The sequence below is a fragment of the Kitasatospora sp. NPDC087271 genome (genome assembly GCF_044744605.1).
Taxonomy (GTDB): domain Bacteria; phylum Actinomycetota; class Actinomycetes; order Streptomycetales; family Streptomycetaceae; genus Kitasatospora.
The window spans coordinates 486,310-500,545 of record NZ_JBIUYQ010000002.1 but is presented as its reverse complement, the minus strand read 5'-3'; the positions used below and the strand labels follow the sequence as shown (position 1 = coordinate 500,545).

Sequence of the window (14,236 nt, the reverse complement as noted above, 5' to 3'; positions counted from 1 at the left end):
AGCACTCGTCGTGTTCCCCGCCGCTCGTTGGCCGGTCCGCCGAGGGGCGGCCTGATCGGCCCGCCCCAGGAGGTTGCGCGCATGCCCGGCAACGGCGCAGGCGACACCCGTCCCGTCATCCAGCGCAACAGCCTGCGCGAGCAGATCGCCGGTGCGCTGCGCGAGGAGATGATGGCCGGCCGGTTGGCGGCCGGCCGCAACTTCACCGTCAAGGAGATCGCCGAGCTGTACGGCGTCTCGGCGACCCCGGCCCGCGAGGCGCTGGTCGACCTCGGTGCGCAGGGGCTGCTGCGGGCCGAGCACCACCGCGGGTTCACCGTGCCCGAGCTGGGCTGGGACGACTTCCTGGAGATCTTCGAGTCCCGGGTGCTGGTCACCGACAGCTACTACCGCCAGTTCTCCGCACGCAGGGCGCTGCCGGACCTCGCCAGACTGCCCTCGCTGCGCCGCCGGGCCGACGCGGCGGTCCGGGCCGCCCGGGCCGGGAACCTGGACGTGATGGTGGGCTGCGACCGCCGGTTCTGGCAGGAGGTCGCCGCGCTGATCGGCAACCGCCGGATCGGCGACTACCTGGACTGGCTGCGGGTGCAGTCGTGGATGTTTGCCGCGCCCTACCTGCGGGAGCTGCCCGTTCTGGCCGAGGTCTGCTGGGACCGCCACCTCGACCTGGTCGACGCCATCGGCGCGCGGGACCTGGTCGGCGCGCACCGGATCATCTGCGAGTACAACCTGTACACCGCCCGGCTGCTGGCCGGGCTGGCCGGGCGGCCGCTGGAGTCGGTGACGGTGCTGGGGCTGCTCACCGAACCCCTGGACGGCGATCCTCTGAATAGCGATGCCCTGAATAGCGAACCCCTGGACGGCGAGCCCGGTGGCGGCGGACCCGGTGGCGGCGGGTTCCTGGACGGCAGGCCCGTGCCGCCGGCCCCGTCCGCCGAAGCCCCGCCGGTGGCGGCCGAACCGGCCCCCGGCCAGGCGTTCGACCAGGTCGGGAGGGGCCGGCGCCGGCCGGGCGAGGAGCTCGGCCGCGAACTCGGGCTGGGCCTCGGCCTGGTGCCGCAGCCGCGCTCGGTGCCGTACGGCCGGTTCGGCCGGCGGCTGCCCGAACCGCCCCCGGACGCACCGCAGGGACGGCCCGACCCGCGCCCGGCCCCGGGCCGGTAGGGTGGGCGGTCGTCGAACCGGGCGTCCCGCACAACGGCCGTCCGGGTACCGCCCCCGCCCCCGTCGTCGTCCCGCCCTGCGGGCGACCCCGTCGCCCGGAGAGGAACTGCCGGCCATGGCCTGCGACCTCTGGCTCGTCCCGCTCGTGGACGTGCTGAGCCACAGCCCCGACAATCCCTTCAGGGACGATCTCGCCCTCTACAACGCGGTGTTGGCCTCCCGCGGGCTGCCAGAGGTGCCGGTCTACCAGTACGTCCCGGGGCTGAGCGGGGCGGTCGAGCCGATAGCCGCCTTCGACTACGACTCGCTGCACTTCCTGCGCCGTGCCTACCTGCTGGGCCTCACCGGGCTGGACATCACGCCGGTGGACTCGCTCGGCGGCGACTACGAGCAGCTGCTGGAGATGTTCGAGAGCAGTGCCGAACAGTCGCACCTGGTCTGGCACTTCGACCACGCGGGCGCCTACGTGCCGATAGAGTTCCCGGCGCCGCTGGTGGACGACGCGCTGCTCGCCTCCGGCGGTCCGCTCGGTTCCAGCCACGGGCTGCTGCGCGAACTGCAGGCCGTCGCCCCGGCGCTGGGCCTCGACCCGCTCAACCCGCCGGACCCGACCCGGCCGCTCGGCCCGACCGGCCTGGAGCAGCCGTTCGGGCCGCCGCTGGACGACCTGCACCCCTTCGCCCGCGAGCGGCACGCCTGGGCGGGCCTGTACGCGGCGGCGACCCGCAGCCTCGCCCAGGGCTCGATGGTGGTCTTCGCCTGAGGCCCCGGCAGCCTTTTGCCCGAGGCGTCGCCCGCCGCATCCGCCCGGGCGCCGCGTCTGCCCGGCTGCCGTACCCTCCCGCCGCGTCTGCCCGGCCGCCGCACGCTCCCGCCGCACCGGCCCGCCCGCCACGGCAGGCGGCCCGCCTTCCCGCCCGCTACCGTAGCGGCCCCTCCGGCGGCCGCTGGCGCGGCATGGTGGGCCGGGTGCCCGGCGGCGGCAGCACCCGCACCTGGGCGCCCACCCCGCTCTCGCTGCGCCCGCCCCAGGTGCCCGGGGCCTGGGTGGGCAGCTGGGTCATGGACGCGCGGAACTCCAGCATCCACTCCGAGGTCTCGGTGCGGACCATGTCCGAGACGTCCTCGCAGAACCGGCGCAGCACGCCGAGGCAGCGCTCGGCGGCTTCGCCCGCGGTGCCCTCGGTCGGGCCGAGCACCTCGCGCACGCACTCCGACGCCCAGTCGAACTGGAAGGCCTCCAGCCGGCGTTGCAGCGCCTGCGCGGTGCTGACGTCGCGCATCCAGCCGGAGGTGAGGCCGAACACCCGGTCGGTGCCGTAGCAGGCGGCGGCGAGCGCCAGGCCGACGTAGCCCCAGCTGGTGCCGTGCGAGACCGCGCCGGTCAGGTCGACCAGCGGCGCGGTCACCCCGCCCACCGCGAAGCCGGCCGTGCCGAACCGCAGCAGGCGCGCCCAGCGGCGCTTCCAGATCCGGTCCTTGCGGTACCACTCGATCGCCTCGACCGCCCGCTCCTCGGACCAGCGGTACAGCTCCTCCAGGCGCTCGGCCGGCTCGCCCCAGTCCCCGAGCGGGAACTGTCGAGTGCTCAGATCGGTCCGTCGGCGGGTGGACGCCTGGCGGGCGATGGTCGCGGCGGGCGGGTCCTCCTCGCCGATCTCCTTGCCCCAGGCACTCTCCTCGGGCTGCATTTCCGGCTGGCTCACCTGTGGGGCTCCCTGTGGCGGGCGGACTGCTGGGTCTGGCGGTCCATCGGCTGACGCGACGTCTGCCGTTGGTTGTCCAACAGCACTTCTTACCGCCAAATGGCTGACCATGGGGTCGCTTCCCCGGTGATCGTTACCGGATTCGGCCACCGTAACCCGGGGTGGAAGGGATGCGGGGGTCGGCGAGATTTCACCCGTCCGAGGGAGGGTCCGGTGACCCGCCGTCCTGACTCGGGCACCCGGTGCGCACCGAGCCGGTCCGAGTTGGAGGTTTCTCCGACATCCTCGGCGTACGGACCGCCCCGACTGGAGGATCGGACGGGACCGGAGAGCGGCCGGAACTGGCCACCGACTACCCTTGCCAAGCGTGAAGGTCCTCGTCATCGGCGGCGGCGCCCGCGAACACGCCCTGTGCCGCTCTCTGTCCCAAGATCCCGCCGTCTCCGAGCTGCACTGTGCCCCGGGCAACGCCGGGATCGCACAGGTGGCGACGGTCCACCCGGTCGACCAGCTGAACGGCGCGCAGGTCGCCGACCTGGCCGTGCGGCTCGGCGCCGCCCTGGTCGTCGTCGGCCCGGAGGCCCCGCTGGTCGCGGGCGTCTCCGACGCCGTGCGCGCGGCCGGCATCCCGGTGTTCGGCCCGTCCGCCGAAGCCGCCCGACTGGAAGGCTCCAAGGCCTTCGCCAAGGACGTGATGGCCGGGGCCGGCGTGCCCACCGCCCGCTCCTACGTCTGCACCACCCCGGCCGAGGCCGCCGAGGCGCTGGACGCCTTCGGCGCGCCGTACGTGGTCAAGGACGACGGCCTGGCCGCCGGCAAGGGCGTGGTGGTCACCTCCGACCGCGCGGCCGCGCTGGCGCACGCCGCCTCCTGCGAGCGCGTGGTCATCGAGGAGTACCTGGACGGCCCCGAGGTGTCGCTGTTCGCGATCACCGACGGCACCACCGTCGTCCCGCTCCAGCCCGCGCAGGACTTCAAGCGCGCGCTGGACGGCGACGAGGGCCCCAACACCGGTGGCATGGGTGCCTACTCGCCGCTGCCGTGGGCGCCCGCCGGGCTGGTCGAGGAGGTCCAGCGGAGCGTCCTGCAGCCGACCGTCGACGAGCTGCGCCGCCGGGGCACCGAGTTCTCCGGCCTGCTGTACGCGGGCCTCGCGCTCACCTCGCGCGGTACCCGGGTGATCGAGTTCAACGCCCGCTTCGGCGACCCGGAGACCCAGGTCGTGCTGGCCCGGCTGCGCACCCCGCTGGCCGCCGTCCTGCTGGCCGCCGCCACCGGCACCCTGGACCAGCTGGAGCCGCTGCGCTGGGACGAGGGCGCGGCCGTCACCGTGGTCGTCGCCTCCGAGGGCTACCCGGCCGCGCCGCGCACCGGTGACCCGATCGAGGGCCTGGCCGAGGCCGAGGCCGACGGCACCGCGTTCGTCCTGCACGCCGGTACCAGGGCCGACGAGGACGGCCGGGTGCTGAGCGCCGGCGGCCGCGTCCTGTCGGTCACCGCGACCGGCGCCGACCTGGTGGAGGCGCGCGACCGCGCGTACGCCGCCGTGGACCGGATCGCCCTCAAGGGCGGCCAGCACCGCACCGACATCGCCCTGAAGGCAGCCACCGAGTAGGGCCTGCCCCGCCTCCGCCCGCAGGGCGCCGCGCACCGTGGGATTTCCCCCCATGGACGCAGCGCCCTGCGGCGTTTCCGGGGCGGGAGTGACTCCGGGGGCCGGCGCACCGTTCGGCGGCCGGATTCCAGCCCATCGGGTGACAGCACCCGCATCCGGCTGACGTAGCCGGGCGCCCGGCCTTATGGTGCGCTGGATCGCAGTGCGACGTGGCCGTGCGCCGGGGTCGCCGCCGGGTAGCGGTGTTCCCACGGGGGGATGCTGGACGGCGTCCGGCCGGGCGGGTGCCCGGGTGCTTCGCACCGGACCGGTCGTGACCGTCCGGAATCCGGGCGGTGTCACCGGGACGAGTGGAAACCGGGGCGATCCGGAACACCCACTCGGGCCGGTGCGTCGAACATGGCAGAAGCGCCACACAGCATGCACTACCGGGGATCGGACGCCTCCGCTTCCCGGTCAGAACTGATCGTTTCGAGTCGGCTCAGGGCCCGTCGCCGGGCGCCCGAGGGCTCCGAAGGGGGTGCCGCACCGTATGGCCGCAGTCGACACCGCGCGCGCTCACGCCCAGGCGGTCCTGCGGGTCCGTGGTCTCGCCCTGGCCGCCGCCGCCATGCCCGCCGCCGTCGCGGTGGTCCTGCTCGCGGGCCGGTTCACCGGGCGGATCGGCGCACCCGGCTCCTCCGACGCCGCCGGGTGGGACGCCGCCCGCTGGGCGGTCTGCGCGGTGGCCGCGCTGACGCTCCTGGTGGCCGGGCTGACCGCCCGCGCCTACCACCGGGCCGTCCCGCCCCGGACCCCGGCCGTTCCGCTGGAACGCGCCGAGGCACCCGAGCTGTACCGGCTGATCGACGAACTCGCCGACCGGCTGGACGTGCCCGCGCCCTCCACCGTGGCCCTCACCCCGGACTGCGACAGCTGGCTGGAGGACGTGCCCCCGGTGCGGCGGGCCCGCCCGTTCCGGGCGCACCCCGAGCCGCCGGGCCCGGTCCTGGTGATCGGCTCGCCGTTCCTGTGGTGGATGCGGGCCGGCGAACTGCGCGCCCTGCTCGCCCCCGTGGTGGCCGGCACCGCCGCCTCCGCCGACCCGGAGATCGCCGCCGCCCGCCGCTTCCTGCGCAGCCTGGACGCCAGCCTGGACTCCGGCGAGGGTGCCGCCCCCGGCCTCGGCGGCGGCACCCTGGCGGGCCCGCCCCGGCCGCCCCGCCGCGGTCCGGCCGCGCTCGCCGAGCGGATCACCCGCGGGATCACCCGCCGACTGCTCGGCGCCTGCCGAGGCCACGCCGCCGAGTTGGAGCGCTCCGTGGCGAGCTGGGCCTCCGAGCAGGCCAGGACGGTCGACTACGGCCTGCGGATCGCCGCCCAGGAGCAGGTCGGCCTGGCCTACGCGGGCTGGGACCGGCTGCTCACCCGGGTCGCGCTGCCCGCCTGGCGGCTCGGCCGCCACCCCGCCCACCTCAACGCCGGCGTCGTCTCCGCCCTCACCGAGCTGTCCCGGCGCGACCGCCTGGCCGACGGCTACGGCACCCGGCTCGGCGACCGCCCCGCCTGCGACCTGCTGGAGGAGCCCGGCACCGTCGACCGGGCGGTCTCCCGGCTCGCCGCCGAGCTGTTCTTCGGCAGCCCGGCCGCCGGAGGCTGGCACGAGCTGGAGTGGACCGACTACCCGGCCGACGTGGTGGACGCCGGCTGGCGGGCCCGCGCCGCCGCCCTCCAGACCGCCCTGGACCGGCTCGCCCCCCAGGCCCGCCCCGGCTCCCCGACGCTCACCCGGCTGCTGGTCCGGCTCGCCGAGGGCGAGGGGGAGCAGTTGGCCGCCGCGCTGGCCGCCCAGCTGGCCCGCACCACCGCCCCGGCCCCGCTGCTCGAAACCGCCCGCAGCGGCCGTGACCTGCTGGTCGACCACGTCACCGCGATGGTCTGCTGCGCCGCCGTCGACACCGCGGGCGGCGCGCCCGGCCTGGACTGGCTGGACGGTCCGGTGCTGCTGCTGGGCGGGATCCGCCGCACCGACCTGGCCGGGCCGGTCGCCCAGGCCGTCGAACAGGGCCAGGACGGCCCGCTGCGGTCCTGGCTGGACGCCGCCGACGTGCGTCTGGAGAAACCCGTCCGGTTGTGAGCCGGACAGGCGGCGCTCGGTGCTTCGGCGCGCGCCCCCAAACCGACCGGCGGGCGGCCGTCTCCGCAGGCCGGAGGCCCGGCCGGGGGAGGGCGTGAGATTCCCGGCACCAATTGCGACCGCAGGGTGACGGAGCGCCAGCACTCTGTGGTGTATTAGACCGCACGCACATCCGGGGGGCACGTGCCAACCGGGCGGAAGTGCACCTGGGAGGGGCGCGTGGGCACGGAACTCAACCGCCGCTGGGAGTCCGGAACGCACGCTTACAGCGTCTCCGACCCCTTCGGCCAGGGCCCACTGCCCTGGCTGCGCAGCCCGGACCAGTACCTGGCCGGCGCCGAGGGCGCCGTCCCCTGGTACGTCTCGGTGGACGCGCCCGGCCAGCGGCCGCTGGCGGCCGGCGCCCGGCCCAAGCCGCCGGTCGGCACCCCGCAGAGCGCCAACGACGTGGACCAGCAGATCAAGGGCTTCGCCTCGGCCGGGGTGATCCGCCCCGGCGGTTCGGTGGACTTCCGGGTCACCGTCAACCCGCCCCGCGAGTTCACCGTGGACGTCTGGCGGATCGGCCACTACGGCGGCGACGGCGCCCGCCACATGACGTCCAGCCCGCTGATCGCCGGGCTGGCCCAGCCCGCCCCGCTGGTGGTCGAGCGGACGGTCTCCTGCCACCACTGGTGGCACTCCTGGCGGTTGCAGATCCCGGTGCACTGGAAGCCCGGCGCGTACGTCGCCGTGCTGACCACCGCGGACATGCTGCACCGCAGCCACATCCCGTTCACCGTCCGGGACTTCGAGGACCGGGAGCACGCCGCCGAACTGCTCCTGGTGGTCCCGGACGTGACCTGGCAGGCCTACAACCTGTTCCCCGAGGACGGCCGCAGCGGCGCCAGCCTCTACCACGCCTGGGACGGCCGGGGCGGCCTGGTCGGCGAGCCGGAGGCGGCCGTCACGGTCTCCTTCGACCGCCCGCACGCCACCGCCGGGCTGCCGCTGCACGTCGGCCACGCGTACGACTTCATCCGCTGGGCCGAGCGCTACGGCTACGACCTCTCCTACGCCACCGCCACCGACCTGCACGCGGGCCTGGTCGACCCGGGGCGGCACCGGGCGCTGATCTTCCCGGGCCACGACGAGTACTGGTCCGAGCCGATGCGCCGGGCCGTCGAGCAGGCCAGGGACGACGGCACCTCGCTGGTGTTCCTGTCCGCCAACACCATGTACTGGCGGGTCGAGCTGACCGCCGCCGCCTCCGGCGAACCCAACCGGCTGCTCAACTGCCGCAAGCGGCAGAAGGTCCAGCCGGGCAGCCCGGCCGCCGGGGCGCCCGGTTCGGCCAGCGCGCTGTGGCGGGACGCCGGCGAGCCCGAGCAGCAGGTGCTCGGCCTGCAGTACTCGGGCCGGGTCGCCGCGCCCGTCCCGCTGATCGCCCGGCACACCGCGCACTGGCTCTGGGACGGCACCGGCCTGCAGGAGGGCGACGAACTGCCCGGCCTGGTCGCCGGCGAAGCCGACCGCTACTACCCCAAGGTGGCGCTGCCCGAGCACACCGAGCGGGTGCTGCTCGCACACTCGCCGTACCAGGACCTCGCCGGCCGCACCCGCTACCAGGAGACCTCGCTGTACCGGGCGCCCAGCGGCGCGTACGTGTTCGCGGCCGGCACCTTCGCCTGGTCGCCCGCACTGGGCCGCCCCGGCCTCACCGACGAGCGGATCCAGCGGGCCACCGCCAACCTGCTCGACCGCCTCGGCAAGAACGAGGCCTCCTTCGGCCGGGCCTCCCTCACCCGGAACGGGGCCGCCCTCGGCCAGAAACGGGGCCTCGGGGGTTCGTGAAAGACTGCGGGGGCAGTGACCTCCCCTTTCGCGCGCCCCACGCCCGCGAACGACCCCTGAGGACTGAGACACCTTGAGCGGATTTGTCACCAAGCCCGAGCCGGTCCAGGTGCCCGGCCTGGTCCACCTGCACACCGGCAAGGTGCGCGACCTCTACCGGACCGAGTCGGGCGAGCTGGTCATGGTCGCCAGCGACCGGATGTCCGCCCACGACTGGGTGCTGCCGAACGAGATCCCCGACAAGGGTCGCGTCCTCACCCAGCTGTCCCTGTGGTGGTTCGAGCGGATCGCCGACATCGTCCCCAACCACGTGATCTCCACCGAGGTCCCGTCCGGCGCCCCCGCCGACTGGAAGGGCCGCACGCTGATCTGCCGCAGCCTGGACATGGTCCCGGTCGAGGCGGTCGCCCGCGGCTACCTGGCCGGCTCCGGCCTGGCCGAGTACCAGGAGAACCGCACGGTCTGCGGGATCGCCCTGCCGGAGGGCCTGGAGAACAGCTCCGAGCTGCCCGCCCCGATCTACACCCCGGCGCTCAAGGCCGAGGTCGGCGAGCACGACGAGAACGTCTCCTACGAGGAGACCGCCCGCCGGATCGGCGCCGACCTGGCCGCCCAGCTGCGCCGCACCACCCTGGACGTCTACGGCCGGGCCCGGGACATCGCCCGCGACCGCGGCATCATCCTGGCCGACACCAAGTTCGAGTTCGGCCTGCTGGACGGCGAGCTGCTGATCGGCGACGAGGTGCTCACCCCGGACTCCTCCCGGTACTGGCCGGCCGACGAGTGGCGGCCCGGCCGCTCGCAGCCGTCCTTCGACAAGCAGCTGATCCGCGACTGGCTGGTCTCCCCGGCCTCCGGCTGGGACCGCTACAGCGAGCAGCCGCCGCCGGAGCTGCCGGCCGAGCTGGTCGAGCAGACCCGCGCCAAGTACATCGAGGTGTACGAGCGGCTGACCGGCACCGCCTGGGCCTGACGCCCGGCCGCCCGCGAGCCGTGCCCGTGTTCGGGACCTAGATCCAGCCGTGCTCGCGGGCGATCCGCACCGCCGCGTGCCGGTTCTCGGCGCCCAGCTTCCCGGCCGCCGAGGACAGGTAGTTGCGGACGGTGCCGGGGGACAGCGCCGCCCGTTCGGCGATCTCGGTGATCGAGGTGCCGTCGGCGGCCAGCTCCAGGACGTCCGTCTCGCGCGGGGTGAGCGGGGTCTCGCCCGCGCTGATCGCGTCCGCGGCCAGCTCCGGGTCCACGTACCGGCCGCCGGCCCGGACGGTCCGGATGATGCCGGCCAGGTCGGCCGCCGAGACGGTCTTCGGCAGGAAGCCGCGCACCCCGACCTCCAGCGCCCGCTTGAGGTAGCCGGGGCGGCCGTGGCCGGTGACGATCATGCAGCGGCAGTCCGGCAGCAGCCGGCGCAGTTCGGTGGCCACCTCGATGCCGTCCTTGCCGGGCATCTGGAGGTCCAGCACCGCGACGTCCGGGCGGTGGGCCTGCGCCATCGCCAGCGCCTCCGGGCCGGAGCCGGCCTCGGCGACCACGGTGATGTCCTCCTCCAGGGAGAGCAGCGCGGCCAGCGCGCCCCGGATCAGGTGCTCGTCGTCGGCGAGCAGGACGCGCACGGGTGCGGGGTCGGTCATCGGGCGGTCCTCCGTCGGTGGGTGCGGGTCAGAGCGGGACGGCGGCGAGCATCCGGAAGGTGCCCTGGGCGGCCTCGGGGATGGTCAGCTCGCCGTCGTGGGCGGCCAGCCGTTCGCGCAGGCCGCGCAGTCCGGTGCCGCCGCCCAGCGAGGGGAGCGGGACGGCGGGCACCCCGTCATTCTCCAGCTCCAGGACGGCGCGGCCGTCCTGGAGGTTCAGCCGGATCAGGCAGTGGGCGGCCTCGCTGTGCCGCAGCACGTTGGTGGTGGCCTCGCGGATCACCCAGCCGAGCACCGACTGGATCGGCGGCGGCAGTTGGTCGGCGTTCTCGCCGAGGTCGATCTCGCAGGCGACGTCGGCGCTGCGCAGCACCGCGCGGGCGCCGATCGCCTCGGCGTGCAGGTCGGCGGTGCGGTAGCCGCGGATGACGTCCCGGACCTCGCGTTGCGACTCCTGGGCGATCCGCTGCACCTCGGCCATCTGGTCGGCGGCCTCCGGGCGCCCGCGGCGGGCGAACTGGACGGCGAGTTCGCTCTTGAGCGCGATGGTGGTGAGGTTGCGGCCCATCACGTCGTGCAGGTCGCGGGAGAACCGCAGCCGCTCCTCGGCGACGGCCAGCCGGGACTGGGCCTCGCGGGCGGTCTCCAGTTCCCAGATGATCGCGGTCACCCAGGCGAAGCTGCGGCAGGTGCCGACGAGGAAGGTCAGGCTGATCGCCGCCCCGACCGCCAGTCCGGCCGTGGTGGCGGGGCTCATCCCGGCCAGCAGCATCGCCGGGGCGATCAGCAGGATCAGGCCGAGTCCGGCGGCGAAGACCTGGCGCAGGGGCAGGCCCACGCTGATCGGGCCGATGGCGGCGCACAGCATGGCGATGGCGATCGCCGCGGTGAACGGCGTCCCTCCGGGCTGCCCGGGTTCGGCGGAGGACGGGCCCAGCAGCAGGACGGCCCAGGAACCGGCCACCGAGAGTGCGCTGTTGACGATCAGCCAGCGCAGGTGCTCGGTGGGGCGGTGCAGGTAGTGGTCGAGCGAGGTGCGGAACGCCCGGAGGCAGAGCAGGGTGGAGGCGAGCGAGACGACCACGGTGACCCGGACGGCGTCGATCGACCGGTCGATGTTCGTGACGGAGGCGGCGCTGAGCACCAGGTTCACCGGAACGATGCACCAGGCCACCATGTAGAGCGACCAGCGGAAGTACAGCTCGGCGCGTTGGGGCTTGCCGAAGCCCTTCCATCTGCGGACCGGCCCCTGGACGGCCATCGAATCGCTCCCCGTTTCGATCAAGATCGTGTCGCTACCTTCATATCAGAGGCGGAATGGGGGTCTGACCTTCGCACTTCCGGAGAGGGTGCCCGCCGGGGGCGTCAGCGGCGCGACTCCCAGCGGAAGTAGCGCACCGCGCCCCAGACCGCCAGGCCGAGCCAGACGGCGCCGGTCACCAGGTGCGGGGCGGCGGTGGACCAGGTGCCGGCGAAGCCGGTGGCGGCGGCCGAGCCGTCGCTGCCGGTCCAGCCGATCCGGATCAGCTGGAAGGCCGGGGTGGTGGGCAGCAGGCGGCAGAAGTCGGCCAGCCCGGGGGGCATGATCTCCAGCGGGATGAGCAGGCCGGAGCCGAACTGGGAGACCAGCAGCACCGGGAGGGTGGTGATGCCGGCGGTCTCGACGGTCTTGGTGAAGGCGCTGGAGACGGCGGCCAGTGCGATGAAGACGGCGATGCTCAGGACCAGCCCGACGGCCAGCAGCAGCGGGTTCACCGGCGTGCTGAGCTTGAGGAGGGCGGCGGCGCCGACGCCGACCACGGCGCACATCATCAGGGCGAGGCTCACCGAGGGCACCGCCGTGCCGGCCAGGATCTCGATGTCCCGGGCCTCGCCGGTGCGCAGCCGCTTGAGCACCAGCTCGTTGCGGCGGGCGACGTACGCGGCGGTCAGGTTGTAGTAGACGACGAAGGCGAGGACGCCGCCGATGGTGCCGGTGATCAGCAGCGTGTCGACGTCCAGTCCGGGGTGGGACTCGGCCTGCTGCTTGAGCATGTTGCGCCGGCCGGCGATCAGCAGCAGCGGCAGCAGCAGTGCGGTGAACAGGGCGGCCCGGTTGCGCAGCAGCAGGGTGGCCTCGGCGCGGCCGAGGGAGAGCAGCCGGCGGGCGGTGGTGCTCTGCGGGCCGGCGGCGGTCTTGGCGGCGGTGGCGGTGGTCATCGGGCGGATCCGATCAGGCGGCGGCGGGCGGTGCGGGCGGTGGGGGCGGCGGGCGACCGGGGCGGGGCCTGGTGGGCGGCCTCGGAGGCGATGGCGAGGAAGGCCTCCTCCAGCGAGGCGCTGCGGGCGTCCAGGGAGCCGAGCGCGATCCCGTGCTGCTGGGCCCAGCCGAGCAGTTCGAAGAGGGTGCTCTGGAGGCCGCCGGTCTGCACGGTGACCTTGCGGCCGTCGACGGTGATCTCGGCCCCGGCGAGGACCGGCAGCGCCGTCCCGGTGAACTCGGGGAGCTCGAAGCTGATCCGGGAGGGCCGGCCGGCGATCACCTCGGCGACGGTTCCGGTGGTGACGACCCGGCCGCCGTGCATGATGGCCAGCCGGTCGGCGAGCTCCTCGGCCTCCTCCAGGTAGTGCGTGGTGAGCAGCACGGTGGTGCCCTGGGCGCGAAGCTCGCGGACCAGCCGCCAGACGGCGGCGCGCGCCTCGGGGTCGAGGCCGGTGCTGGGCTCGTCCAGGAAGAGCACCTCGGGGCGGCCGAGCAGGGCCATCGCGAGGTCGAGCCGGCGCCGCTCGCCGCCGGACAGCTGCTTGACCCGGACGTCGCGGCGGTGGCCGAGGCCGACCAGCTCCAGGGCCTCGTCGACCGGGCGGGCGCCGCTGGTCATGCCGGCCCAGCTGCGGCCGGTCTCGGCGATGGTGAGGTCGCCGGGGAAGCCGCCCTCCTGGAGCATGATGCCGATCCGCGGGCGGACGGCGGCGCGCTCCCGGTGGGGGTCGTGGCCGAGCACCCGGACGGTGCCGCCGGTGGGGGCGGCCAGGCCCTCGATGAGCTCCATGGCGGAGGTCTTGCCCGCCCCGTTGGTGCCGAGCAGGGCGAACAGCTCACCGCGGCCGACGGTCAGGTCGACGCCGCGGACGGCGTGGTAGCCGGTGGTGCCGGTGCCGTAGTGGCGGTGCAGGTCGGTGACCTCGATCACGCTGTCGCCGGGGCGGAGGGGCTGGCTCGTTTCCATGGCTCAAGCCTTCCGCCTCCCCGGCCGGGCGGGCAGTGCGCGCCGTCATGAGCCGGCGGTGGAGATCCACGGGTCGGCGATGACAAATGTCATGGGCCGGGATCGGCGTGGAGCGGGAATGCCGAAAGGCCCCCTCGATGAGGGGGCCTTTCGTTCTGGAGCGGACGACGAGATTCGAACTCGCGACCCTCACCTTGGCAAGGTGATGCTCTACCAACTGAGCCACGTCCGCAGGTCTAGCTATGGAGTTGTGCTGTGCTCGCGCACTGCGAGCGGACGACGAGATTCGAACTCGCGACCCTCACCTTGGCAAGGTGATGCTCTACCAACTGAGCCACGTCCGCACGGTGCCTGGTGGGGCACCCGCCGCCTCTCCGGATCTCTCCGTTGCGGCGACGAGGATTACTCTACAGCATCGTTCGGGGTGGTCGCCCCACCCTTTCGGTCCAGGCGGGCGGGGCGACCGGGGTGCCCGGGGCGGTCAGTTCGCCTCGGCGAACTGCTCGTACACGTGCTTGGGGATGCGTCCGCGGGCCGGCAGCTCCATGCCGCGCGACAGGGCCCAGGCGCGCACCGCGGCCGGGTCCGGGGTGAGCGCGGTGCGGCGGAAGGACTTTCCGGTGCGGCTCTGGCGGCGGCCGGCCGCGACGAACGGAGCGAGGGCCTCCCGCAGCTTTTCCGCGTTGTCCACGGACAGGTCGATCTCGTACGACTTCCCGTCGACGCCGAAGTGGACGGTTTCCGCCGCGGCGCCGCCGTCCAGGTCGTCGGAGAGCGTGACAACTACACGCTGAGCCATGGGTGTCAATCCTCTCGGGCAATTCGGCCGCCGGTCCGCGGGGTGCGTCCGGGGGCCTGATGTGCACCCACTCGCGCAAGCGCATACGGGCAGGCCTGGTGGCCCGCCGGATACGCAGCACTTGCCGCGACAGGTGGCCCTATTCTGCACCCGAAGGGGGTCG

At 74.4% G+C, this 14,236-nt stretch carries 12 protein-coding genes and 2 tRNA genes; 6 read left to right on the top strand and 8 right to left on the bottom strand.

What is annotated here, in order from left to right; genetic code table 11:
* Window positions 1-81: 81 nt before the first annotated feature.
* Both ACIO9K_RS05370 and ACIO9K_RS05365 read left to right on the top strand, forming a co-directional pair.
* Entirely contained in the window at window positions 82-1,164 is a 1,083-nt protein-coding gene (locus ACIO9K_RS05370) for a GntR family transcriptional regulator (protein ID WP_400327222.1), read from the top strand.
* 115 nt (window positions 1,165-1,279) lie between these two features.
* Window positions 1,280-1,927, top strand: coding sequence for a hypothetical protein (locus ACIO9K_RS05365; RefSeq protein WP_350876643.1), 648 nt, complete (start codon window positions 1,280-1,282; stop codon window positions 1,925-1,927).
* A gap of 157 nt (window positions 1,928-2,084) precedes the next feature.
* Here ACIO9K_RS05365 and ACIO9K_RS05360 read toward each other — a convergent pair whose 3' ends face one another.
* Entirely contained in the window at window positions 2,085-2,870 is a 786-nt protein-coding gene (locus ACIO9K_RS05360) for an SLATT domain-containing protein (protein WP_363619432.1), read from the bottom strand.
* Window positions 2,871-3,237: 367 nt separating this feature from the next.
* Here ACIO9K_RS05360 and purD point away from each other — a divergent pair, with 367 nt between their 5' ends.
* The 4 genes from purD (at window position 3,238) to ACIO9K_RS05340 (ending at window position 9,407) form a co-directional block, all read left to right on the top strand.
* Entirely contained in the window at window positions 3,238-4,485 is a 1,248-nt protein-coding gene (gene purD, locus ACIO9K_RS05355) for a phosphoribosylamine--glycine ligase (RefSeq protein WP_363579834.1), read from the top strand.
* A 532-nt stretch (window positions 4,486-5,017) separates the two neighbouring features.
* A complete protein-coding gene (locus ACIO9K_RS05350) occupies window positions 5,018-6,601 on the top strand; it encodes a hypothetical protein (RefSeq protein WP_400327219.1) in 1,584 nt (527 codons plus the stop codon).
* A 219-nt stretch (window positions 6,602-6,820) separates the two neighbouring features.
* The gene (locus tag ACIO9K_RS05345) at window positions 6,821-8,434 is read left to right on the top strand and encodes a N,N-dimethylformamidase beta subunit family domain-containing protein (protein ID WP_400327217.1); all 1,614 of its coding nucleotides are present in this window, start codon (window positions 6,821-6,823) and stop codon (window positions 8,432-8,434) included.
* Window positions 8,435-8,507: 73 nt separating this feature from the next.
* Complete coding sequence (locus ACIO9K_RS05340; RefSeq protein WP_363579831.1) at window positions 8,508-9,407, top strand: phosphoribosylaminoimidazolesuccinocarboxamide synthase; 900 nt, start codon at window positions 8,508-8,510, stop codon at window positions 9,405-9,407.
* 37 nt (window positions 9,408-9,444) lie between these two features.
* On the opposite strand, the gene ACIO9K_RS05335 is transcribed toward ACIO9K_RS05340, so the two are convergent.
* The 7 genes from ACIO9K_RS05335 to ACIO9K_RS05305 form a co-directional block, all read right to left on the bottom strand.
* The gene (locus ACIO9K_RS05335) at window positions 9,445-10,065 is read right to left on the bottom strand and encodes a response regulator transcription factor (protein ID WP_350876631.1); all 621 of its coding nucleotides are present in this window, start codon (window positions 10,063-10,065) and stop codon (window positions 9,445-9,447) included.
* A 28-nt stretch (window positions 10,066-10,093) separates the two neighbouring features.
* Window positions 10,094-11,326: a sensor histidine kinase gene (locus ACIO9K_RS05330; RefSeq protein WP_400327215.1), complete on the bottom strand. Its 1,233-nt coding sequence runs from the start codon at window positions 11,324-11,326 to the stop codon at window positions 10,094-10,096.
* Window positions 11,327-11,430: 104 nt separating this feature from the next.
* Window positions 11,431-12,264, bottom strand: a complete 834-nt coding sequence (locus ACIO9K_RS05325; RefSeq protein ID WP_363619437.1) for an ABC transporter permease — start codon at window positions 12,262-12,264, stop codon at window positions 11,431-11,433.
* Window positions 12,261-13,274: an ABC transporter ATP-binding protein gene (locus ACIO9K_RS05320; protein ID WP_400327212.1), complete on the bottom strand. Its 1,014-nt coding sequence runs from the start codon at window positions 13,272-13,274 to the stop codon at window positions 12,261-12,263. Before ACIO9K_RS05320 ends, ACIO9K_RS05325 begins: the two co-directional genes overlap by 4 nt.
* 156 nt (window positions 13,275-13,430) lie before the next feature.
* Window positions 13,431-13,506, bottom strand: a tRNA-Gly gene (locus ACIO9K_RS05315).
* A 39-nt stretch (window positions 13,507-13,545) separates the two neighbouring features.
* Window positions 13,546-13,618, bottom strand: a tRNA-Gly gene (locus ACIO9K_RS05310).
* Between the two features lie 137 nt (window positions 13,619-13,755).
* On the bottom strand, window positions 13,756-14,073 hold the full coding sequence (locus tag ACIO9K_RS05305; RefSeq protein WP_063348519.1) for an Lsr2 family protein: 318 nt from the start codon (window positions 14,071-14,073) through the stop codon (window positions 13,756-13,758).
* Window positions 14,074-14,236: the final 163 nt, after the last annotated feature.

Bases quoted from the DNA above. Each gene is read 5' to 3' on its own strand.
- ACIO9K_RS05370 (WP_400327222.1), top strand. From the start codon at position 82: ATGCCCGGCAACGGCGCAGGCGACACCCGTCCCGTCATCCAGCGCAAC.
- ACIO9K_RS05365 (WP_350876643.1), top strand. From the start codon at position 1,280: ATGGCCTGCGACCTCTGGCTCGTCCCGCTCGTGGACGTGCTGAGCCAC.
- ACIO9K_RS05350 (WP_400327219.1), top strand. From the start codon at position 5,018: ATGGCCGCAGTCGACACCGCGCGCGCTCACGCCCAGGCGGTCCTGCGG.
- ACIO9K_RS05335 (WP_350876631.1), bottom strand. From the start codon at position 10,065: ATGACCGACCCCGCACCCGTGCGCGTCCTGCTCGCCGACGACGAGCAC.
- ACIO9K_RS05330 (WP_400327215.1), bottom strand. From the start codon at position 11,326: ATGGCCGTCCAGGGGCCGGTCCGCAGATGGAAGGGCTTCGGCAAGCCC.
- ACIO9K_RS05325 (WP_363619437.1), bottom strand. From the start codon at position 12,264: ATGACCACCGCCACCGCCGCCAAGACCGCCGCCGGCCCGCAGAGCACC.
- ACIO9K_RS05320 (WP_400327212.1), bottom strand. From the start codon at position 13,274: ATGGAAACGAGCCAGCCCCTCCGCCCCGGCGACAGCGTGATCGAGGTC.
- ACIO9K_RS05305 (WP_063348519.1), bottom strand. From the start codon at position 14,073: ATGGCTCAGCGTGTAGTTGTCACGCTCTCCGACGACCTGGACGGCGGC.